Annotated in this window: 18 protein-coding genes; 13 read left to right on the top strand and 5 right to left on the bottom strand. The window is 63.6% G+C overall.

Annotation, left to right across the window (positions count from 1 at the left end; translation table 11 throughout):
• Positions 1-31 precede the first annotated feature (31 nt).
• The 3 genes from FJ934_RS03165 to FJ934_RS03155 are packed head-to-tail and all read left to right on the top strand — an operon-like array spanning position 32 to position 2,559.
• Positions 32-1,042, top strand: a complete 1,011-nt coding sequence (locus tag FJ934_RS03165; protein WP_140607195.1) for a flagellar motor switch protein FliG — start codon at positions 32-34, stop codon at positions 1,040-1,042.
• Between the two features lie 3 nt (positions 1,043-1,045).
• The gene (gene flhB / locus FJ934_RS03160) at positions 1,046-2,128 is read left to right on the top strand and encodes a flagellar biosynthesis protein FlhB (protein ID WP_140607194.1); all 1,083 of its coding nucleotides are present in this window, start codon (positions 1,046-1,048) and stop codon (positions 2,126-2,128) included.
• On the top strand, positions 2,125-2,559 hold the full coding sequence (locus tag FJ934_RS03155; protein ID WP_140607193.1) for a hypothetical protein: 435 nt from the start codon (positions 2,125-2,127) through the stop codon (positions 2,557-2,559). The genes flhB and FJ934_RS03155 overlap by 4 nt, the downstream gene beginning before the upstream one ends.
• A 24-nt stretch (positions 2,560-2,583) precedes the next feature.
• Here the strand turns inward: FJ934_RS03155 and FJ934_RS03150 are convergent, their stop codons facing one another.
• Complete coding sequence (locus FJ934_RS03150; RefSeq protein ID WP_140607192.1) at positions 2,584-3,354, bottom strand: helix-turn-helix transcriptional regulator; 771 nt, start codon at positions 3,352-3,354, stop codon at positions 2,584-2,586.
• Entirely contained in the window at positions 3,351-4,061 is a 711-nt protein-coding gene (locus FJ934_RS03145; protein ID WP_140607191.1) for a helix-turn-helix transcriptional regulator, read from the bottom strand. Before FJ934_RS03145 ends, FJ934_RS03150 begins: the two co-directional genes overlap by 4 nt.
• Before the next feature lie 506 nt (positions 4,062-4,567).
• On the opposite strand from FJ934_RS03145, the gene FJ934_RS03140 reads away from it, so the two are divergent.
• Positions 4,568-5,761: a TMEM43 family protein gene (locus FJ934_RS03140; RefSeq protein WP_246671425.1), complete on the top strand. Its 1,194-nt coding sequence runs from the start codon at positions 4,568-4,570 to the stop codon at positions 5,759-5,761.
• A 74-nt stretch (positions 5,762-5,835) separates the two neighbouring features.
• On the opposite strand, the gene FJ934_RS03135 is transcribed toward FJ934_RS03140, so the two are convergent.
• Together FJ934_RS03135 and FJ934_RS03130 are read right to left on the bottom strand one after the other, a co-directional pair.
• Positions 5,836-6,867 carry a histone deacetylase family protein gene (locus tag FJ934_RS03135; RefSeq protein WP_140607189.1) on the bottom strand — a complete coding sequence of 344 codons (1,032 nt, stop codon included), beginning with the start codon at positions 6,865-6,867 and terminating at the stop codon, positions 5,836-5,838.
• Between the two features lie 23 nt (positions 6,868-6,890).
• Positions 6,891-7,544, bottom strand: a complete 654-nt coding sequence (locus tag FJ934_RS03130) for a TetR/AcrR family transcriptional regulator (RefSeq protein ID WP_140607188.1) — start codon at positions 7,542-7,544, stop codon at positions 6,891-6,893.
• Positions 7,545-7,806: 262 nt separating this feature from the next.
• Between FJ934_RS03130 and FJ934_RS03125 the strand changes: the two genes are divergently transcribed.
• The 8 genes from FJ934_RS03125 to FJ934_RS03090 all read left to right on the top strand — a co-directional run bounded on the left by FJ934_RS03125 (position 7,807) and on the right by FJ934_RS03090 (position 18,418).
• A complete protein-coding gene (locus FJ934_RS03125; protein ID WP_140607187.1) occupies positions 7,807-9,486 on the top strand; it encodes an amidohydrolase in 1,680 nt (559 codons plus the stop codon).
• Between the two features lie 142 nt (positions 9,487-9,628).
• Positions 9,629-10,723, top strand: a complete 1,095-nt coding sequence (locus tag FJ934_RS03120; RefSeq protein WP_140607186.1) for an ABC transporter ATP-binding protein — start codon at positions 9,629-9,631, stop codon at positions 10,721-10,723.
• Positions 10,723-11,643 carry an ABC transporter permease gene (locus FJ934_RS03115; protein ID WP_140607185.1) on the top strand — a complete coding sequence of 307 codons (921 nt, stop codon included), beginning with the start codon at positions 10,723-10,725 and terminating at the stop codon, positions 11,641-11,643. Before FJ934_RS03120 ends, FJ934_RS03115 begins: the two co-directional genes overlap by 1 nt.
• Entirely contained in the window at positions 11,636-12,436 is an 801-nt protein-coding gene (locus FJ934_RS03110) for an ABC transporter permease (RefSeq protein WP_140607184.1), read from the top strand. Before FJ934_RS03115 ends, FJ934_RS03110 begins: the two co-directional genes overlap by 8 nt.
• Positions 12,437-12,456: 20 nt before the next feature.
• Positions 12,457-13,491, top strand: coding sequence for an extracellular solute-binding protein (locus tag FJ934_RS03105; RefSeq protein WP_140607183.1), 1,035 nt, complete (start codon positions 12,457-12,459; stop codon positions 13,489-13,491).
• 64 nt (positions 13,492-13,555) lie between these two features.
• Positions 13,556-14,752 (top strand): serine hydrolase, encoded by a 1,197-nt coding sequence (locus FJ934_RS03100; RefSeq protein ID WP_140607182.1) that lies wholly within the window; start codon positions 13,556-13,558, stop codon positions 14,750-14,752.
• A 34-nt stretch (positions 14,753-14,786) separates the two neighbouring features.
• Positions 14,787-15,968 carry a serine hydrolase gene (locus tag FJ934_RS03095; RefSeq protein ID WP_140607181.1) on the top strand — a complete coding sequence of 394 codons (1,182 nt, stop codon included), beginning with the start codon at positions 14,787-14,789 and terminating at the stop codon, positions 15,966-15,968.
• Positions 15,969-16,093: 125 nt separating this feature from the next.
• On the top strand, positions 16,094-18,418 hold the full coding sequence (locus tag FJ934_RS03090) for a Tex family protein (RefSeq protein ID WP_140607180.1): 2,325 nt from the start codon (positions 16,094-16,096) through the stop codon (positions 18,416-18,418).
• Here the strand turns inward: FJ934_RS03090 and FJ934_RS03085 are convergent, their stop codons facing one another.
• A complete protein-coding gene (locus FJ934_RS03085) occupies positions 18,419-19,330 on the bottom strand; it encodes a LysR family transcriptional regulator (protein ID WP_140607179.1) in 912 nt (303 codons plus the stop codon).
• A 102-nt stretch (positions 19,331-19,432) separates the two neighbouring features.
• On the opposite strand from FJ934_RS03085, the gene FJ934_RS03080 reads away from it, so the two are divergent.
• Positions 19,433-20,629 carry an acyl-CoA dehydrogenase gene (locus FJ934_RS03080; RefSeq protein WP_140607178.1) on the top strand — a complete coding sequence of 399 codons (1,197 nt, stop codon included), beginning with the start codon at positions 19,433-19,435 and terminating at the stop codon, positions 20,627-20,629.
• Positions 20,630-20,953 lie beyond the last annotated feature (324 nt).

Here is a 20,953-nt window from a genome sequence, read left to right as displayed (position 1 = left end):
CTTGCCGGTTGCGGCTGAGGCGAGGGGCAGCATGACGCCGCTGACCACGCTCACGCGCGCGCAGAAGGCGGCCGCCATATTGGTGGCGATGGGCAAGCCATCCGCCAGCCGCCTGCTGAAATTCTTCAAGCAGGAAGAGCTGAAGGCGCTGATCGAGGGCGCCCGGCTGCTCAGGACCATTCCGCAGAGCGATCTCGAGCGCATTGTCGCCGAGTTCGAGGCGGAGTTCACGGAAGGCGCGGGACTGCTCGATTCCGCCGACAGGATGGACACCATCCTCAACGAGTCGCTGTCGCCCGAAGAGATGAGCGCCATCATGGGCAACAAGAAACCGGAGGCGGCACCCGAAGGGCCGCCGCCGATCTGGCCCGATCTCGAAAAACTCGAACCTTCGCGGCTGGGCACCTTCCTGGCCGGCGAACATCCGCAGACGGCGGCCATGGTGCTGTCGAAGCTGGCGCCGCAAGCGGCCGCAGGCGTGCTTTTGACGCTGACGAAGCCGATGCGCGGCGAAATCATCAAGCGCATGGTGACCATGGCCAATGTTCCGCCCGCCGCCACCAGGATCGTCGAGAACCGGCTGCGCGCCGGCGTGCTGTCGGACACCTCGACCAAGGACACTTCGGCAGGGCAGGCGCGCGTCGCCAGCGTGCTCAATGAGCTGGAAAAGCCGCAGCTCGAGGAGGTCATGCAGGATCTGGAGGCCGCCGGCACGCCCGATCTCGACGGTGTGCGGGCACGGCTTTTCGCTTTCGACGACCTGCCGCTGCTGACCCAGAAAGCGCGTGTGCTTTTGTTCGACGGATTGTCGACCGAGCTTGTCACGCTGGCGCTGCGCGGAACCTCGGCGGCGCTCGCCGAAGCGGTGCTGTCGGCGATCGGCGCGCGGTCGCGGCGCATGATCGAAGCCGAGCTCGGACAGGGTTCGGACGGCGTCCCTGCCGCCGACATCATGGCGGCGCGCAAGACCATCGTGACGACCACCATCCGGCTGTCGCGCGAAGGTGCGTTCGAACTTCCCTCGACGCAGAACGCCGCGTAAGGCATGTCCGACGCCACCGACAAGGACTCGAAAACCGAAGAGGCGACGGAAAAGAAGATCCGCGACACGATCGAACAGGGCAAGCTGCCCCATTCGCGGGAAACCGCGCTCCTCGCCTCTTACGTCGCGATACTGGTGTTCACCGTCTTCTATGCCAAGGACGCGGTCATCAATCTCGGCATGTTTCTGTCGATGTTCCTTGAGAAGCCCGAGGCCTGGCCGATGGACACCGAGACCGACATCATCGCGCTCTACAAGATCGTCTTGCTGGAAGTGGGCCGCGCCCTCGTCAGCCTGCTGGTGCTTTTGACCGTCGCCGGCATCGGCGCCTCGGTGCTCCAGAACATGCCGCAATTCGTCGGCGAGCGGATCAGACCGCAGATGTCGCGCATCTCGATCGTCAAGGGCTGGAACCGGATGTTCGGCGCTCAGGGCTGGGTCGAGTTCCTGAAATCCCTCGCCAAGGTGGGCTTCGCCATCGCGGTGCTCGTCTTCACGCTGTCGGAGGATCACCGCAAACTGCTCGACGGGATGATCACCAATCCCATCGCCTTCGGTTTCGTCATCCGCGGCATCGCGGTCGACATCCTGGTTGCGATCGTCTTCGTCATGGGTCTGATCGCGGCGATCGACCTCGTCTGGTCGCGCTTCCATTGGAAACAGGACCTGCGCATGAGCAAGCAGGAGGTCAAGGACGAATTCAAACAGTCCGAGGGCGATCCGATCGTCAAGTCGCGGCTGCGCTCGCTGGCGCGCGACCGGGCGCGCAAGCGGATGATGACGGCGGTGCCGCGCGCGACGCTGATCATCGCCAATCCGACACACTACTCGATCGCGCTGAAATATGTGCGCGACGAGGATTCGGCGCCGCTTGTGGTGGCCAAGGGGCAGGATCTGGTAGCTCTGAAAATCCGCGAGATCGCAAGGGAAAACAACATCCCGATCTTCGAGGACGTGGCGCTCGCCCGCTCCATGTACAAGCAAGTTTCGGTCGATAATGTGATCCCGTCGCAATTCTACCAGGCCGTCGCCGAACTGGTGCGGATCGTCTACTCGAAAAAGGCTGAGCGCAGACAGATTTCATGAACCGCCAACCGCACGCAAAATCCCGCGAGATCATCGTCGCCAACGCTATCGAGCAAGTCGTGGCCGAGTTGCGCCTGATCGATGTCGCCGACTATATCGCCTTCATCCGGCTGGAGCACTTCGCCTGCCTGTCGGATCTGGTCGATTCAGCAGCGGAGTTGTTCTTCAATCCGCGCACGCTCAGGCTAGGCCATGGTGGCGAGGCGCATGTCGACTGGAGCGGCAGCCCGCGCATCGTGCTCGATCTGGAACTCAGGCCACCCGGGGTAACCGTCTATTTCCAGCTGACGCTGAGCGAGACCGGCAACTCGGTCGCGGTCAACTACGTGTCGTTCGAAAAACCTGGCGAGGACCCCGAGCACAATACGGCGCTGCTGGAGGCTGTGATCGAACAGGCCCGTATCCGCAGGGTCGAGCCGCTGGCCTTCTGAACCGGCTCTATCAGACAGCAAACGCTATTCGATCAGGCCAAGCCGCAGTGCCTTGGCGACGGCCTGATTGCGGTTGACGGCGTTGAGCTTCTGGGTTGACTGGGTCAGATACTGGTTGGCGGTGTGCACCGACAGTTTCAGGAGCCGCGCGATCTCCTCGCTGGTATTGCCGTTGGCGGTCAGCTTCAGGCATTCGAGTTCGCGCTTGGAGATGGCGCGCATCCTGCCGGCGTCGCCCGGGCGAATGCGGGCGACGGCTGCGAACAGCGAGAAGCAGCGGGCGTGGATATCGTAGAGCGTATCCTGCGTCATCGCGATCTCCGATCCCAGGAAGACGACGAGGCCGCATTGGCCGCGATCGGCGTGGACGGGGAACACGATGCCGCTGGTGCCGGGCGTCAGCGGCGCCATTTGTCCGGTCCAGGCGAGATTGCCGAACATGTCGACCATCGCCGCGACACCGTCATCCGACCACCAGCGCGGTTCGGTCGAAAGGCGGGTGTGGCGCACGATCTCCTCGCCATTGGCCCCTGAAATGAACTTCGTAGCCACCGCGATGCCAGGATAGTCGGAATCAAAACAGGGGACCAGCCGCGCCCGTTCCGGCGACGGGCTGACGAAGAACAGGCCGAAGCCCGAGGCGTTGATGTCGACTGATATCCAGCGGCAGCGGCGCACGGCATCGGGAATGGTGACGGCGTGATGCGTTTCGGAGCCAAGCGTGAAGGCGCCGAACGGGCTGTGCTGCTCGTTGAAAAGGGCTTCAGCGGCATTCTTGATGTCGGCGTGTTTCAAATGATGCCACTCCTGATCGCCGTGGCGATGGCCATCGCACGGTTGCTGGCCGCGAATTTCTGGATGGCGTGGGTGATGTAGCTGTTGACGGTGTTGGAGGAGACGCCAAGGATGACGGCCACCTCGTCGGTAGTCTTGCCTTCCGAGACCCAGAACAGGCATTCGCGCTCGCGGTCCGACAGTGGATCCTGCATCGCCGCGGCGGCGATCAGTTGCGGAATATGCGAGAGCGCATAGCAGCATTTCAGCTGCGCCTTCATCAGCGCCGGCTCGTCGATCTGGCCGACCGTCGCCGCCGAGAACAAGGCGAACAGGCGCTGGCGGCCGACATTCAGCCGCAGCGAATAGATTTCGGCATGGCCGAGCACGTCGAGAAGGCGGGCCTCTTCGCCGGAGACCAGTCCGTCGGCATCCGGCGCTTTGGCCGCCACCAGCGGCTTCGGACGGAAACCGGGCGCGACGGTGAGGGCACCCTGGGCGAGGCTGGCGATCAGCCGCTTGCCGATCAGCTCGATGGCATCGAAGATCCAGTTCGAAGAGACGATGCGCGCATCGTTGCGGTCCTGGTCGTGGACGATGGCGACCAGCATGTAGCTGTCGGCGCCGATCTCGGCGGTCAGCTCCATGAAGAAGCTGGTGAGATCACCCCGCGACGTCAGGCGCGAGCCCAATGTGTCGGATTGAAGAGGCGCGGCGGGACTGCTCATCTGCTGCTTTTGGCCGGAATCGATTCTGATGTCCGGATGCTGGAGAGCCAGCCGCCGAACCCTAAAACGCGTTACTTTTACGAGGCGCACACCAGGCGCGGGGCCGCGCCCAACCAGACGGAATCCATTCAGGGAACGCGAAGCTGTCCGCGTCTGGCGCCGGAAAATTCCGGAACTTGAGACTTTGGGTGGTCGCCGCGCCCCCCGAGGACCGGCTGATTCGGGTCTAATCTACCCGCAGATGAATCCGACATCAAACGCGATTTGACAAAATCGAATCCGGCGGACTCTGCCTGCGACTCAGGGGGGATTTTCCCGGCTCTCAATGTGCGAAAATCGCCGGAACCGTGCAAGCCGGCCATATCGGCGGCGGCTCCGTTGCGATAGATTCGCGACTGTCGAAGGGGAGGGCACCTTCGACTGTCGCGCGTGCAATCGGCAGGACGGACATGGTTATCCGTGGCGGTTCCGTTCGGCTCCTGGCGAGGTTTGTTTCGGGGGGAACGATGAGCGATTCATTTCGGGAAGTTACATCCGTCTCGTGGTTCGGGCGGATCAAGCGCGCGGTCGGCGGGGTCATCATCGGCCTGCTGCTGATCGTGCTGATGGTGGTCGGGTTGTTCTGGAACGAGGGCCGCGCGGTGCAGACGGCGCGCTCGCTGGCCGAAGGCGCCGGCGCCGTCGTCTCGGTGAACGCCGACAGCGTCGATGCCGGTAATGACGGCAAGCTTGTGCATGTCAGTGGCCCGGTGACCGCGGACGGCGGTCTGGCGGACCCGGATTTCGGCATTGCCGCGCAGGGGCTGCGCCTGTCGCGCACCGTCCAGATGTATCAGTGGAAGGAACAGTCCAAATCCGAGACCACCAAGAAGCTTGGCGGTGGCGAGGAGACGCAAACCACCTACAGCTATTCGCGGGTGTGGGACGACAGCCAGATCGATTCGTCGGATTTCAAGAAGCCGGACGGCCACCAGAATCCGCCGATGGCGATCCACAGCCGCGCCTTCCAGATTCCACAGGGCAAGCTCGTCGCCTTCGATCTGGACAAGCCGGTGCTCGATCGTATCGAAGGTGACAAGGACTATTCGCTGTCGGCCAATCAGGCGGCGGCGATCAAGGCCGCCTATACCGGGACGAAGCCGCTCAGCATCGTCGATGGCAAGATCTATCTCGGCAGCGACAACACATCGCCACTGCTGGGCGATTACCGCATCGGCTATCAATTGGCGTCGCTTGGCGCGGTCAGCATCGTGGCGCGTCAGGCCGGCAGCCGGTTCGAGCCGTACCAGACGCAGGCGGGCGATGCGTTGCTGATGGTCGACACCGGGACGGTGCCGGCCGACAAGATGTTCGCCGAAGCGGTCAGCGTCAACACGCTGATCACCTGGCTGCTGCGTGGTGCCGGCCTGCTGCTGCTGACCATCGGCTTTGCCCTGTTCCTCGGCCCGATCGGCGTGATCCTCGACGTCATTCCGTTCCTCGGCAGCATGGCGCGGATGGGAACCGGTATCATCGCCTTCTTCCTGGCGATCCTGGTCGGCGCGACGACGATCGCGATCGCCTGGTTCTGGTACCGGCCGCTTCTGGCGGCGGGCATCCTGGCCGCCGGCGTCATCGCGGCGGCAGCGGTCTATTATCTCGGACGGTCGCGCAGGGCGGCCGCGCAGATGGCGACGCCGAGCGCCGGCATCGCAATGTAGCTCGCGAGCAAGGGCGGACCTGCCGCCCTTGCTCCGTCGTGCCTGACATTGTCGGCCCGGATCAGCCGGCAGGCTTACCGGTCCTCGAAGCCGGTCAGCACCCCGACGGCGTTGATGCCAATTTCCTCGACGGCATAGCCACCTTCCTGGACGAACAGCGTCGGCAGGCCGAATTTGGCGATGCGCCGGCCGATCTTGGGATAGTCGGCGGATGTCAGCTTGAACTGGCTGATCGGGTCCTTCTCGAACGTGTCGACGCCGAGCGAGACGACGACGACATCCGGCGCATAGGCGGCAAGCCTGGCGCAGGCGTCCTCCAGCGATGCGTTCCAGGCGTCCCAGCCGGTGCCGAAGGGCATGGGATAGTTGATGTTGAAGCCTTCGCCCGCGCCCGCGCCGCGTTCGTCGGCATGGCCGAGGAAGAACGGATATTCGACCATCGGATCGCCATGCAGGTTGAGAACCTGCACGTCAGCCCGGTCATAGAAGATCTCCTGGGTGCCGTTGCCATGGTGGTAGTCGACGTCGAGGATGGAGACGCGCTTGGCGCCCTGATCAAGGAACCATTGCGCGGCGACGGCGGCGTTGTTGATGTAGCAGTAGCCGCCCATGAAGCCGGCGCCGGCATGGTGACCGGGCGGGCGGCAAAGCGCGAAGGCCGACCTCTCGCCGTCCTTGACCAGACCGGCGGCGGTCAACGCCACGTCGTAGGAGGATTTGATCGCGGCCCAGGTCCCCGCGACGAAGGTGGCGCCGCCGTCGAAGGAATAGTAGCCGAGCAGGGCGTCGATGCGCTTTGGCGGCACGTCGCCGCGCAGGCCGCGCGTCGGCCATGTGAAGGGCATTGCCGTGCCCGTGTGGCCCTCAGCCGTCCATTGCGGCCAGACCGTTGGCAGGAAATCGATGTAGTCGGCCCTGTGGACGCGCTTGGCGGCGGCAAGATCGTGCTCGACTGGCGCGATGATCGGGCCGAGTTTCTCGCTTTCGACCCGCGCCTTGATGAACTCGGCACGCGAAGGCTTTTCGAAACCCGGCACGATGGCTGAGGTGACTAGTTCCATCTGGCCAGCGTGGCCGGCATGAAGCGGCGAATAGATAGTCTTCATAAAATTCCTCTCGAAATGCGAAATCAGTCAAGATTGAGATAGGGGTTCACCAGGGCGAGCCACATGGTCTCCACATCGTCCTCAATGAGGTCGAACGTCTTGCGATCCTTTTTCAGCCCGACGAGCCGGCAGACGTGCCCGACCTCCATCATCACCACGCCGAGCCGGCTGGCGATCTTGCCTTCGAGAGCCGGGTTCACATGCTGCAGCCATGCGGCGTAGAGGGCGATGATCTGGTCGTCATATTCGTTCTGGATCGGCCTGAGGTCGGCATTGCCCGAGATGGCCTCGATCACTGGCATCAAGGTGGCGTTGTCGAGATAGAGCCTGGACGTGTCGGCGAAGAGCTTGCGCACTTCGCGCCGAAACTCTTCGCGGTTGGTGGGCGGGGGGACCTTGATGCGCTTGGCGATCACCTCGGGAAAGGACGATAGCCAGCGCCGCGCGAGATCCAGAAGAATGGCTTCCTTGTTGGGAAAGTATTGGTAGACCGAACCGACCGACAAGCCCGCGCGCTGCGCAATGGCGAGCGTCGTCGGCGTCTTGGTTCCTTGCTCCCGCGTCAAGATCAGCGCCGCGTCGAGAATCCGGTCTACCACCTTGCTCGACCGTTGTTGCCGCGGCTGCTTGCGGGGTTCGAGCGCTATCCTGGTTTTGCGGTCGAGACTGCGCTTCACTGCTTGATATCCCCGTTCCCCGCCCGGTCTCAACACAAGCGGAGCATGCTGTCCACAATACATTCCAAATTCCGCATGTTGACAAACGCGAATAATTAGTCGCATTCTTTTATCCACGCTGTCTTCAGGGATAACAAGGGGAATTTCGAGGACAGCGCGCTGGCATCGATTTTTGTCCCATGGCGCCGCTCCTGTGAAGTGGCGGGTCGTTGGACATGGGGTTGTCGGGTCTAAAATCAGTCGTCAAAAGCGCGGAGTCGCGATGTCTGTCACGGATGCGGGTCACAATGCGGATCTGATCGTCATCAATGGTCATGTGCTAACCATGGACGATGACAATCCCGCCGCCGAGGCTGTTGCCGTCAAGGACGGTGCCATAATCGCCATCGGTAGCCGCGCCTCCGTCGAAGAGTTCAAGGGACCGGGCACCAGGGTTGTCGACGCCAAGGGCGGTTCGGTGCTCCCGGGTTTCATCGAAGCCCATATGCATCTTTTCTCAGGTGCGGCCGAGCTTGCCCATTTGCAGCTTTCGGGCGTCCACGGATTCGAGGCGCTGCAAAAGGCGATCCGCGACTACGCATCGACACATCCCGACGCGAAAATGCTGGTCGGGCAGGGCGTCGACTATACCGTGCTCGGCGACGAGCGGGTGACGCGCCATCATCTCGACACCATCCTGCCGGACCGGCCCTTCGTCATGGCCGCACCCGACCACCACACGATGTGGGCCAACACCAAGGCGCTGGACATGGCCGGCATTCTGCATGGACGCGTGCTTGGCCCGGGCAACGAGATCGTCATGGGCGAGGACGGCCTGGCCAATGGCGAATTGCGCGAGGGCGAAGCTTTCGGCCCGGTGCTCGACCTTGCCGGCGAAAGCCGCGTGAGGCTGGGGCTGGCGACCGGCGGCGAGCCGGACCCGATGCCGTCGGCGGAAGAGCGCGCCTTCGACCGTGACATCATGCGGCGAGGGCTTGCCTGGTGCGCGCGCCACGGCATCACCTCGGTCCAGAACATGGACGGCAATCTCTACCAGCTCGAACTGCTGGCCGAGATCGAGGCCGAGGAAGGCTTGCCCTGCCGTGTGCAGATACCGTTCCACTACAAGAATTTCATGACGCTCGACATGCTCGACAAGGCATCCGAGATGGCCGAACGCTTCGACAGCGAGTGGCTGTCGTCGGGCATGGTCAAAGTGTTCTACGACGGGGTGCTGGATTCCTGGACGGCTGTCATGATCGAGCCTTATGCCGACCGTCCCGACTGGATCGGCGAGCCGCTGTTCACGCCGCAACAGTTTATTGACCTCGCCGCCGCCATCGACAAGCGCGGGCTGCAGATCGCGGTACATTCGATCGGCGATGGCGCGGTGCGTGCCGTGCTCGACGGCTACGAGGCGGCGCAAAAGGCCAATGGCAAGCGCGATAGCCGGCATCGCATCGAACACATCGAGGTCACCACCACATCGGACGTGCCGCGCTTCGCCGAACTCGGCGTCATCGCTTCCATGCAGCCGCCGCATCCGCCCGGCGCCATGGATTTCCCGCTGGAGCCGACCGTGTCGCGTATCGGCCCGGCTCGCTGGCCGCTGAGCTATGCCTGGCGTACCTTGAAGAACGCCGGCGCGCATGTCGTCTTCGCCTCGGACTGGCCGGTGTCGCCGGTCGACCCGATCTTGGGCATTCAGGCGGCAGTGCTGCGCAAACCCTGGGCACAAAGCGACCCGGACCAGAGCTTCTCGCTGCACGAAGCGCTCGCCGCCTACACGGTCGAGGGCGCCTATGCCGAATTCGCCGAGCATCGCAAGGGCATGCTCAAGCCCGGCTACATGGCGGATCTGGTCGTCCTGTCGGCCGATATCGAGAAGACCGCGCCGGCAGACCTGCACAAGGTGCGTCCGGCAACGACGATCTGCGGCGGGAAGGTTACCTATCAAGCCTGACATTGGCATGGGCTTGCCAAGCCTGAAATAACTGACTGAACTGTGATTCAATGCCGGGCTTGCCAACCTACCGGCCATGTGTTCACATCCAACAGGGGAAGAGCTCCGCCAGCAAGAGCGGGGTCAACAGTGAGGCGTAATCGTGCCGGACAAACCGGATCGGAATGCGATTGAAGTAGTAAACGTCAGCAAAATTTTCGGATCGGGTGAGGGGCAGGTCGCTGCTCTCGACAAGGTCTCGGTTTCCATCCGCGAGAACGAGTTCTTCACGCTGCTGGGACCGTCTGGCTGCGGCAAGACGACCTTGCTGCGGCTGATCGCCGGCTTCGACTTTCCAACCGCCGGCGAGATCCTGCTCTACGGGCAGGACATCGCGCCGCTGCCGCCCTTCAAGCGGCCGGTCAACACCGTCTTCCAGTCCTATGCGCTGTTCCCGCACATGACGGTGGCCGACAATATCGGCTTCGGCCTGGAGATGCTGGGCAAGCCCAAGGTCGAGATCAAGGCGCGCGTCGCCGAAATGCTCAAGCTGGTCAAGATGGAGGCCCTGGCGGGCCGCCGCACAGGCCAGATTTCCGGCGGCCAGCAGCAGCGCGTGGCATTGGCCCGGGCGCTCGCGCCGCAGCCGAAAGTGCTGTTGCTCGACGAACCGCTCTCGGCGCTCGACTACAAGCTGCGCAAGGAGATGCAGATCGAGTTGAAGCGGCTGCAGCATGAGACCGGCATCACCTTCATCTTCGTCACCCATGACCAGGAAGAAGCGCTGACGATGTCGGACCGCATCGCGGTGATGTCGTCGGGCAAGATCCTGCAGGTCGGCTCGCCCTGGGACATTTACGACAAGCCGGCGGACCGTTTCGTCGCCGACTTCATCGGCGAAACCAACTTCCTCACCGCCGCTATATCGGGCATCGGCAATGGCAAGGCACGCGCGACGCTCAAATCGGGCACGACGATCGAAGCAACCGTTGCCGAAGGCTTCCAGCCCAAGGACAATGCCACCGTGGTGGTACGGCCCGAGCACGCCAAGCTGACGAAGGACAAGGGTGAGTTGTCGGGCATGGTCGAAAACATCGTCTATTTCGGCACCGATACGCATATTCATGTCCAGCTCGACAGCGGCGAGGCCTTCACCGTGCGCCAGCAGAATACGCGCAGCGCCGGCTGCGGTTTCGAGCGCGGCGACAAGGTCGGCATCATGATCGGCAACGACGCCGCGCAAGTGCTGAGGGACTGATGGCCACCGCGGAAGAAGTCGCCAAGGCGGCGGAACGGCGCGATGTCCGTGACCGCTGGCTCTTGTCAGCGCCAGCACTGCTGGTCATTTTCCTGGCCGCGACCGGCCCGTTGCTGATCGTTCTCGTCTATTCCTTCCTGACGCCCGGCGCCTATGGCGACGTGAAATGGCAGTTCTCGTCCGACGCCTGGACGTCGGTGCTCCTGGAACGCGACATCTTCGACGATACGCTTTCGCTCGCGGCGGCGCATGTCACCATCTTCCTGCGCTCCATCAAGCTTGCCGTCGTGACAACGATCGCCACCTTGGCGCTTGGGTTCCCGACCGCCTATTTCATGGCGACACGTAGCGAAAAGACCCGAGACCTCTGGCTGTTCCTGATCACCATTCCGTTCTGGACCAACCTTCTGATCCGCACCTTCGCCGTGCTGCAGATCATCCGCAACGAAGGCATCGTCAACACGATCCTTTTGAAGCTCGGCATCATCTCGGCGCCGATTCAGATCCTCTACACCGACACGGCGATCCTGATCGGCATGGCCTATGTCTACCTGCCACTGATGGTGCTGCCGATCTATGCCAGCATGGAGAAGCTCGATTTTCGGCTGGTCGAAGCCGGCTACGACCTCTACGCGACGCGTTTCCGGGTGCTGCGGCGCATCATTTTCCCCCTGGTCAAGCCGGGCGTCATAGCCGGTTCCATCCTGGTCTTCATCCCGGCCCTTGGCGCCTATGTGACGCCGAGCGTGCTTGGCGGCGGCAAGAACATGATGCTGTCCAACCTGATCGAATTGCAGTTCGGGCAGGGCCGAAACTGGCCGCTCGGCTCGGCTCTGTCGATCACCGTGATGATCATCGTCATGGTGGCGCTGCTTGCCTATGTGCGCAATGCCGGCAAGTCGGGGGTGCGTCATGGCTAGCAACTTCTCCATCAAGCACCAGCCTGGCTTCACCGCGATCGCGGCGACCTGTTTCGTCGTGCTTTACCTGCCGATCGCGGTGCTGGTGGTCTATGCCTTCAATGCGGCAAGCTCGACGTCGGAATGGGGCGGCTTTTCGCTGAAGTGGTTCCAGTCGGCATACCAGAACACGCAGGTCATCGACGCGACACTGCGATCCTTCCAGATCGGCGCCATCGCTGCGGTGCTGTCGACCATATTCGCCACCATGGCGGCGCTTGCCACCACACGCACCGCCTCTTATCCCGGCCTCACCTTCAAATATGCGGCGATCAACCAGCCGTTGATGGTGCCCGAGATCGTCACCGGCGTGGCGCTGCTGATCTTCTTCTCGCGCATCAAGATCTTCACCGGCTATTCCGGCCTCGGTTACCTGATCGCCGCGCATACGGCTTTCTGCATTCCCTTCGCCTATCTGCCGATCCGGGCGAGGCTGGAGAATATGGACCTGACGCTGGAGCGTGCCGCCGCCGATCTCTACGCGACGCCGTGGAAGACCTTCCGCCGCATCACGCTGCCGCTGTTGTGGCCCGGCATCCTTGCTGGACTGATGCTGGCCTTCGTCATCTCGCTCGACGACGTCGTCATCACCGAGTTCGTCAAATCGGGCGGCCAGGACACGCTGCCAACCTACATGCTCGGCCAGATCCGGCGCGGCATCACACCCGAGATCAACGCGATATCGACCGCCTTCCTGCTGCTTTCGGTCGCGATCGTCACGTTGTTTTTCTTTGTCAGCAGGAAACGAGACTGAACCTAATGGGAGTTAGAACCATGAACTGGAAGACCACAGCGAGCGCCATAGGGTTGGCGTTGCTCGCCTCGACGGGGCTTGCCCGCGCCGACGGCGTGCTCAACATCTACAATTGGGGCAACTACACCAGCCCTGACGTGATCAAGAAGTTCGAGCAGAAATACAACATCAAGGTCACGATCACAGACTACGATTCCAACGACACCGCGCTCGCCAAGGTCCGCCAGGGCGGCACCGGCTTCGACATCGCCGTGCCCTCGCAGACCTACGTGCCGATCTGGATCAAGGAAGGGCTTGTGCTCGAAACCGACCCGGGCAAGATGGAGAACTTCAAGAACGTGGCGCCGGAATGGGCCAATCCAGATTTCGATCCCGGCCGCAAATATTCGGTGCCGTGGGCGCTGGGCACGGTGGGCGTCGTCGTCAACACCGATGCCTACAAGGGACCGGCCGACAGCTGGGGCATCATCTTCAACACGCCCGACGAGCTGAAGGGCAAGGTCAACGTCGTTCCCGAGATGAATGACGTCATCTTCGCCGCGATCAAATATGTCGGTGGCCAGCAGTGCACCGACGACAAGGCGGTGCTGAAGAAGGTGCGTGACACGCTCGTCGCGGCCAAGCCGAACTGGATCGCCATGGAATACAACACCATCGAGAAGATGGGCGCCGGCGACTTCAAGGCCACCAGCGACTGGAACGGCTCTGCGCTACGCCAGCGGCTGGCCAATCCGGCCATCCACTACAATTATCCGAAGGAAGGCTACGGCCTGTGGAGCGACAACGTCGTCGTTCTCAAGGAAGCCAAGAATGTCGACAACGCCAAGCTGTTCCAGAACTTCATCATGGATCCGGAAAACGCAGCCGGCCTCTCGGCCTTCCACCGCTACGCCAACGCCATCACCGGCTCGGACAAATACATGCCGGCCGACATGAAGGATGCGCCGGAAGTCGTCATTCCGGCCGCCGCGAAGCCACAGGGCGAATTCCAGAAGATGTGTGCGCCTGAAATCCAGGACATCTACACCAAGATCTGGACCGAGCTGCAGAAGTAATCGCCGCATGACGGACCCGGCGGCACACGCCGCCGGGTCTTTTCTTTTCCGGAAATGGCCTCTCATGAATTCCTATCGCAACAGCGATCCGCTGCCGCCGATCATGCAGGGCTCGCCGCCCGCCATGGTGCCGCCAAAGCTCGACTGGGACCGGCCGCCATGGAACCGCTGGGCGTTCCAGCACATCAGGGAAATCCTGCCGACCGCCGAAGTGTGGCGCGGCAATGGCCACCGCCATCGTCTCGAACGCGCCAAGGTCGATCTCGACGGGCTGTCGGTCGAGGACAGCGAAGGCAGGCCTTCAACGCTCGCGGCGTTGCTTGACGAGACCTATACGGATGGCTTGCTGGTACTCAAGGACGGCAAGGTCGCCTATGAGCGCTATTTCAACGGCATGGATGAGCGAACGCTGCATCTGTCGCAGTCGATGGCCAAATCGATCACCGGCGCGGTGTTCGGCATATTGGCTGGGCGCGGGCTGATCGATCCCACCCGGCCGGTCACCGATTACCTGCCGGAACTCGCCGCCACGGGCTGGGCCGGCGCCAGCGTCCAGCATGTGCTCGACATGACGACGGGCGTGCGCTTTTGCGAGGAATATACCGACCGCTATTCCGACATCGGCCAGGTCGATGTCGCCACGGGCTGGAAGCCGGTGCCGCCGGGCAGCGATCCGGACTTCCGCTGGCCCTCGCATTTGTTCGAGCTGATCCTCGGCTTGAAAGACACGGTCCGTCCGCACGGAGCAAAATTCGAGTACCGCTCGATAGAGACCGACGTGCTCGCCTTCATCATGGAGCGGGTGACCGGCAAGCGGCTGGCGCAACTGGTTTCCGAAGAGCTCTGGCAGAAGCTCGGTGCCGACGAAAGCGCCTGCTTCACCGTCGACAGCGCCGGCTATGCACTGGCCGACGGCGGCTTCAACGCGACGCTTCGCGACTATGGCCGTTTCGGCCAGATGATCCTCGATAATGGCGGCGGCATCGTGCCGGCGGCGTGGATCGAGGCGACACGCAACGGCAGGCACGGCCCGGATTTCTCCGCCAGCATGCCCGAGGGCAGTTACCGCAACCAGTTCTGGATCGAGAATCCCGGCTCGCGCGCGCTGATGTGCCGGGGCGTGTTCGGCCAGATGATCCACATCGACTGGAACACAGGGATGGTCGTGGTGAAGCTTTCGACGTGGCCGGATTTCAGCAATCTCGCCTATTCCATAGCAGCCCTGAAGGCCGTGCACGCCATCGCCGCCGCCCTGCGCTGAGCCCCTCAAGAAACGACCTGGAAGGGAAAACGCCATGACCGGCAAGACCGCGTTCGAGACCCGCTACGGCTTCCGCCGCAACGAGGTGCTGCTCGCCAACTGGCGCGAAAGTCCGTTCAACCGATGGTCGTTCCAGAACCTCGGCGAATTGGTTCCGACCGCGCGCGTCACGGCAACGCCTGGTGCCGCCGAGGAGCCCGTGCGAGACCTCGGCGGCCTGCTCGGCGAGAAAGTTTTGGTTGCCGGCGCGCCGGAGACCGTGGCTGAATTCCTCCTGCGTTCCAGCACCGACGCGCTGACGGTGATGAAGAGCGGCAAGACCGTGGGCGACTGGTTGGCGCCGCACATGGATTTCGGTGCCCGCCACATCATCTTCTCGATCAGCAAATCGGTGACGGCGATCATTGCCGGCATACTGGAAGGCGAGGGCGTGTTCGATCCGGAGGCACCGGTGACGCAATACATCCCGGAGGCGGTGGGCACGGCCTATGGCGAGGCCAGCGTCCGGCATGTGCTCGACATGAGCGTCAGCCTCGATTTCGAGGAGGCCTATCTCGATCCGGAAAGCGCCTTCGCCCGCTACCGCCGCGCCACGCTGTGGAACCCGGGCGGTGGCGCGGAAAGCTTGCGCGAGTTCATCCTGACCCTGCAGCGGCTGGCCGAGCCGCATGGCCAGACCTTCCGCTACCGCTCGCCCAATTCCGACCTGCTCGGCCTGTTGCTCGAACGCGCTTCCGGCCAGCGCTTCACCGACCTGATGCGCGACAGGCTGTGGTTGCCGCTGGGGGCCGTCAGCGAGGCTTCGATCGGCGTCGACATGGAAGGCACGGCGCGCACCGCCGGCGGCATTTCGGTGACGCCGCGCGACCTGGCGCGCATCGGCGAGATGATGAGGCAGGGCGGCATGGCGAACGGCCGGCGCATCGTGCCGGAAGCCTGGGTGCGTGACACGGTTGCGACCGGAGGCAGCTCGGAGGCCTGGCAGCGCGGCGCGATGCTTCCGCTGTTTCCGAACGGCCGCTACCGCAACAAATGGTACCAGACCGGGCATGAGAATGGTGCCTATTGCGGCATCGGCATCCACGGCCAATGGCTCTATGTCGATCCCCGGACCGAAGTCGTGATCGCCAAGATGTCGTCGCAGCCAGTACCTGTCGACGATCCGCTCGATGTCGAGATCGTCGCCTTTTGCGAAGCATTGAGCCGGATGGTCTGAGCCTCCGGGCTTTAGTTCAGCCCTCGCTTTCCTGTGGACCTCTCGTGCCGGTGAAAAGGCGGCGGTTGGCGGACTGAACGTCTGCGCCTATGGTCGCCGCTCTTCTCGTCGACGGCAGGAACGACATGGCATCCGACATCAAGCGCATCGCAGCCATCATCGCGGCCGAGATCAAGGCGCGGCCCGAACAGGCGGCCGCGGCGATCGAACTGCTCGACGAGGGCGCGACGGTGCCGTTCGTGGCGCGCTACCGCAAGGAGGCGACGGGCGGGCTGGACGACACGCAACTGCGCGACCTTGCCGAGCGGCTCGCCTACCTGCGCGAGCTCGACGCCCGCCGCGACACCATCCTCGGCTCGATCCGCGAACAGGGCAAGCTGACGGAGGAGCTTGAGACCAAGATCGCCGCCGCCACCACCAAGGCGGAGCTCGAGGACATCTACCTGCCCTACAAGCCCAAGCGCCGCACCAAGGCCGAGATCGCCCGCGAGCGCGGATTGGGACCGCTGGCCGCGGCCATCCTTGCCGATCGTTCGCAGGTGCCCGCCGAGGCGGCGCTGGCCTATGTCACCGAGGAGGTGGCCGACGCCAAGACGGCGCTTGAAGGCGCCCGCGATATCCTGTCGGAGCAGTTCGCCGAAAATGCGGATCTGGTCGGCAAGCTGCGCGGCTACATGAAGGAACGCGCCTTCCTGCGGGCCAGGGTGGTTGACGGCAAGCAGGAGGCTGGCGCGAAATTCTCCGACTATTTCGACCATGTCGAACGCTGGGCAAATGTGCCAAGCCACCGCGCGCTGGCCATGCTGCGCGGCCGCAACGAAGAGGTACTGTCCCTCGACATCGAAGTCGATGCCGACGACACTTCGCCGGTGAAGCCGGTCGAACGGATGATCGCCAATGCCTACGCGATCGGAGTCAGCCTGCCGGGTGACCGCTGGCTGATGGAGGTCGCCAGCTGGACCTGGCGGATCAAGCTGTCGCTGCACCTGACGCTCGATTTGATGCGCGATCTGCGCGAGCGGGCCGAGGAAGAGGCGATCCACGTCTTTGCCCGCAATCTCAAGGATTTGCTGCTGGCGGCTCCGGCCGGCTCGCGGCCGACGATGGGGCTTGATCCCGGCATCCGCACCGGCGTCAAGGTCGCTGTGGTGGACGGCACCGGCAAGCTGGTGGCGACGACGACGGTCTATCCGTTCCCGCCGCGGAACGATGTGCGCGGCACGCAGACGGAACTTTCAGCGCTGGTCCGCCAGCACAAGGTGGAGCTGATTTCGATCGGCAACGGCACCGGCAGCCGCGAAACCGAAAAGCTGGTGGCGGACATGCTGTCCGACATGCCCGCCGGCTCAGGCCCCAAGCCGCTCAAGGTGATCGTCAGCGAGGCAGGAGCCTCGGTCTATTCGGCCTCGGCGGCGGCGGCGGCCGAATTCCCTGGCCTCGACGTGTCGTTGCGCGGCGCGGTGTCGATCGCGCGGCGGCTGCAGGATCCGCTGGCCGAACTGGTCAAGATCGAACCGAAGTCGATCGGCGTCGGCCAGTACCAGCACGATGTCGACCAGTACCGGCTTGGCCGCTCGCTGGAAGCGGTGGTCGAGGACGCCGTCAATGCCGTCGGCGTCGATCTCAACACAGCTTCGGCGCCGCTCCTGGCGCGTGTCTCGGGTCTTGGCGCGTCACTCGCCGATGCTATCGTCGCGCACCGCGACGCGACGGGACCGTTCGCCAGCCGCAAGGATCTGCTCAAGGTGTCCCGCCTTGGACCACGCGCCTTCGAGCAATGCGCTGGCTTCCTGCGCATTCCAAATGGCAGCGAGCCGCTCGATGCCTCGGCGGTGCATCCCGAGGCGTATGGCGTGGCGAAAAAGATCGTCGCAGCCTGCGGGCGCGATGTGCGCGCGCTAATGGGCGATAGCGCCGCGCTCAAGGCGCTCGATCCGCGCGTCTTCGTCGATGAGCGCTTCGGCCTGCCGACGGTCCGCGACATTCTGGCGGAGCTGGAAAAGCCCGGCCGCGACCCGCGCCCCGGCTTCAAGACGGCGACCTTCGCCGACGGCATCGACGACATCAAGGATTTGAAGCCCGGCATGCTGCTGGAGGGGACCGTCACCAATGTCGCGGCCTTCGGGGCCTTCGTCGATATCGGCGTGCACCAGGACGGGCTGGTGCACGTCTCGCAGCTGGCCGACCGGTTCATCAAGGACGCGCATGAGGTGGTCAAGGCCGGCGACGTGGTCAAGGTGCGCGTCGTCGACGTCGACATCAAGCGCAAGCGCATCGCGCTCTCAATGCGCAAGGACGGCGGCGAGGGCGGCGGATCGAAGGGCGGGCCGCGCGACAATGGCGGCGGCAGGCCGGCGCCACGCTCGCCAGCACCCCAGCGCCAGCCGGAGCGGCCGGCCCAGCAAGGCGCATTCGGCGCGGCGCTGGCGGACGCGCTGAAGCGCAAGTAGCTACCAGGCCAGAACAGCCGGCTCCTTCTCAAGCTGGCCTAGCAGCCAGTCTCGAAAACTGGCAGCCGGTGGATAGCCGCGCTTGTCATGGGGAACGACGAGGTAATAGGCGCTGCGGCTTTGCATCGGTTGGCCGGGCGCCGTCACAAGCTGGCCGCGCTGCAATTCGCCGGCGATGAGCAGTAGGGGCAACAGCGCCACGCCGAGCCCCGCCATGCAGGCCTGGGCGGCGGTGCCGAACTGCTCGAACTGCATGCCTGGTCCGGTCGGCGCGCTCAGACCCTGGTGCTCGAACCATTCGGTCCAGGCGCCGGGGCGCGTCGCCATGTGCAGCAGCGGCAGGCGACCGATATCGGCCGGCGTGGCGATGGCGCGACCGGCGAGGAATTCGGGCGATACCACCGGCGCCACCGTTTCGCGCACCAGGAGCGTGGAGTCGGCCTCCGGCCAGTCAGGCAGGCCGTAGTGGATGGCGGCATCCAGCCTCTCCCGGGCGAAGTCGAAGCGGCCGACACGGGTGACGAAGTTGATGGTGATGTCGGGATTGTTTTCCACGAAATCGGGGATCATCGGCATCAGCCAGCGCGTGCCGAAGGTCGGCAATATGGCAAGGTTCAGGATGCCGCTATGCCGATTGCTCATCAATCCAAGCGCGGCATCCCGCAATTGGCCAAGTGCGGCACGTACCGCCTCGGCATAGATTTCGCCCGCAGCCGAGAGCTGGACATTGCGGCTGTCGCGTTCGAACAGTTGGCGCCCGAACTGATCTTCCAAGAGCCTGATCTGCCGGCTGACAGCGCCCTGGGTCAGGTCCAACTCCTGAGCGGCGGCGGTGAAACTGCCAAGCCGCGCCACCGCCTCGAAGGCGGCAAGGGCGCTGATGTTGGGCAAAAGGCGGCGCTGGACACTCATGATCCATTCCTAATGCTCATTGATCGGAGAAGCAATTTCGTTTGATTTTTTCATGCCGCGGGTCGATAAGCCGGGCTTCAGCCGTTTTGAGGATCGAGAGCCATGGCCGCCGACAAGAATGCATTCGTCTGGGAAGACCCGTTCCTGATCGAGGACCAGCTTTCGGAAGACGAGCGCATGGTGCGCGACGGCGCGGCGGTCTTCGCCGCCGACAAGCTGGCGCCGCGCATCGAGGACGCCTACCTCAACGAGACCTTCGACACGGCGATCTTCCGCGAGATGGGTGAGGCCGGCCTTCTTGGCATCACCATTCCGGAGGAATTCGGCGGGCTCGGCGCCAACTATGTCACGTACGGACTGGTCGCGCGCGAAGTCGAGCGTGTCGATTCCGGCTATCGCTCGATGATGTCGGTGCAGTCGTCGCTGGTGATGTATCCGATCCATGCCTATGGCTCGGACGCACAGCGCAGGAAGTACCTGCCCAAGCTCGCCAGCGGCGAGTGGATCGGCTGTTTCGGCCTGACCGAGCCGGATGCCGGCTCCGACCCTAGCGGCATGAAGACCCGCGCCGAGAAGACCGCCAGCGGCTACAGGATTTCCGGGTCCAAGATGTGGATTTCCAATGCGCCGGTCGCCGACGTGTTCGTCGTCTGGGCGAAGTTGAAGGGCGAGAACGGCAAGGACGAGATCCGTGGCTTCGTGCTGGAAAAGGGCATCAAGGGGCTTTCGGCGCCGAAGATCGGCGGTAAGCTGTCGCTGCGGGCATCGATCACCGGCGAGGTGGTGATGGAAGGCGTCGAGGTCGGCGAAGACGCGCTGCTGCCCAATGTCTCCGGGCTGAAGGGCCCGTTCGGCTGTCTCAACCGCGCCCGCTTCGGCATTTCCTGGGGCTCGATGGGTGCGGCGGAAGATTGCTGGCATCGCGCCCGCCAGTATGGCCTGGACCGCAAGCAGTTCGGCAAGCCGCTCGCCGGCACGCAGCTTTACCAGAAGAAACTCGCCGACATGCAGACCGAGATCGCGCTCGGGCTGCAGGCATCGCTGCGCGTCGGGCGTCTGCTCGATGGAGGCAAGATGGCGCCGGAGATGATCTCGATCGTCAAGCGCAACAATTGCGGCAAGGCCCTCGACATCGCCCGTCAGGCCCGCGACATGCATGGCGGCAACGGCATCCAGATCGGCTATCACGTCATGCGCCACGCGCAGAACCTGGAAACGGTCAACACCTATGAAGGCACGCATGACGTGCACGCGCTGATCCTCGGGCGGGCGCAAACAGGGATACAGGCCTTTTTCTGAGCCAGGCAGTGCCATAAGGCAATTCGCCCCTGAATGGATTACTGATCGGGTTACTACAATGCCTGCGCGATTGAGAACCGCCTTCCCCCACTCCGTCTCGGCTTCGCCGAGCCACCTCTCCCCCCTCCGGAGGGAGAGGAAAGGAGCCAGTTTGGGATAGGTTCACGCCCTTCCTCTACCCCGTCGATCGGGGGAGAGGTGGCTCGGCGAAGCCGAGACGGAGTGGGGGTCGACCTGCTCGGGAGAAGGCGTTCGACTGGGTGCACCGCAACATCCGCTTGGAGATCGGCTACCATCTGTGTCAGGGTCTAGTGTTCGTTTGAA

The organism is Mesorhizobium sp. B2-4-12, assembly GCF_006441575.1.
Lineage (GTDB): Bacteria > Pseudomonadota > Alphaproteobacteria > Rhizobiales > Rhizobiaceae > Mesorhizobium.
The sequence above is the reverse complement of the archived record's forward strand: the minus strand, read 5'-3'. Positions and strand labels throughout refer to the sequence as shown.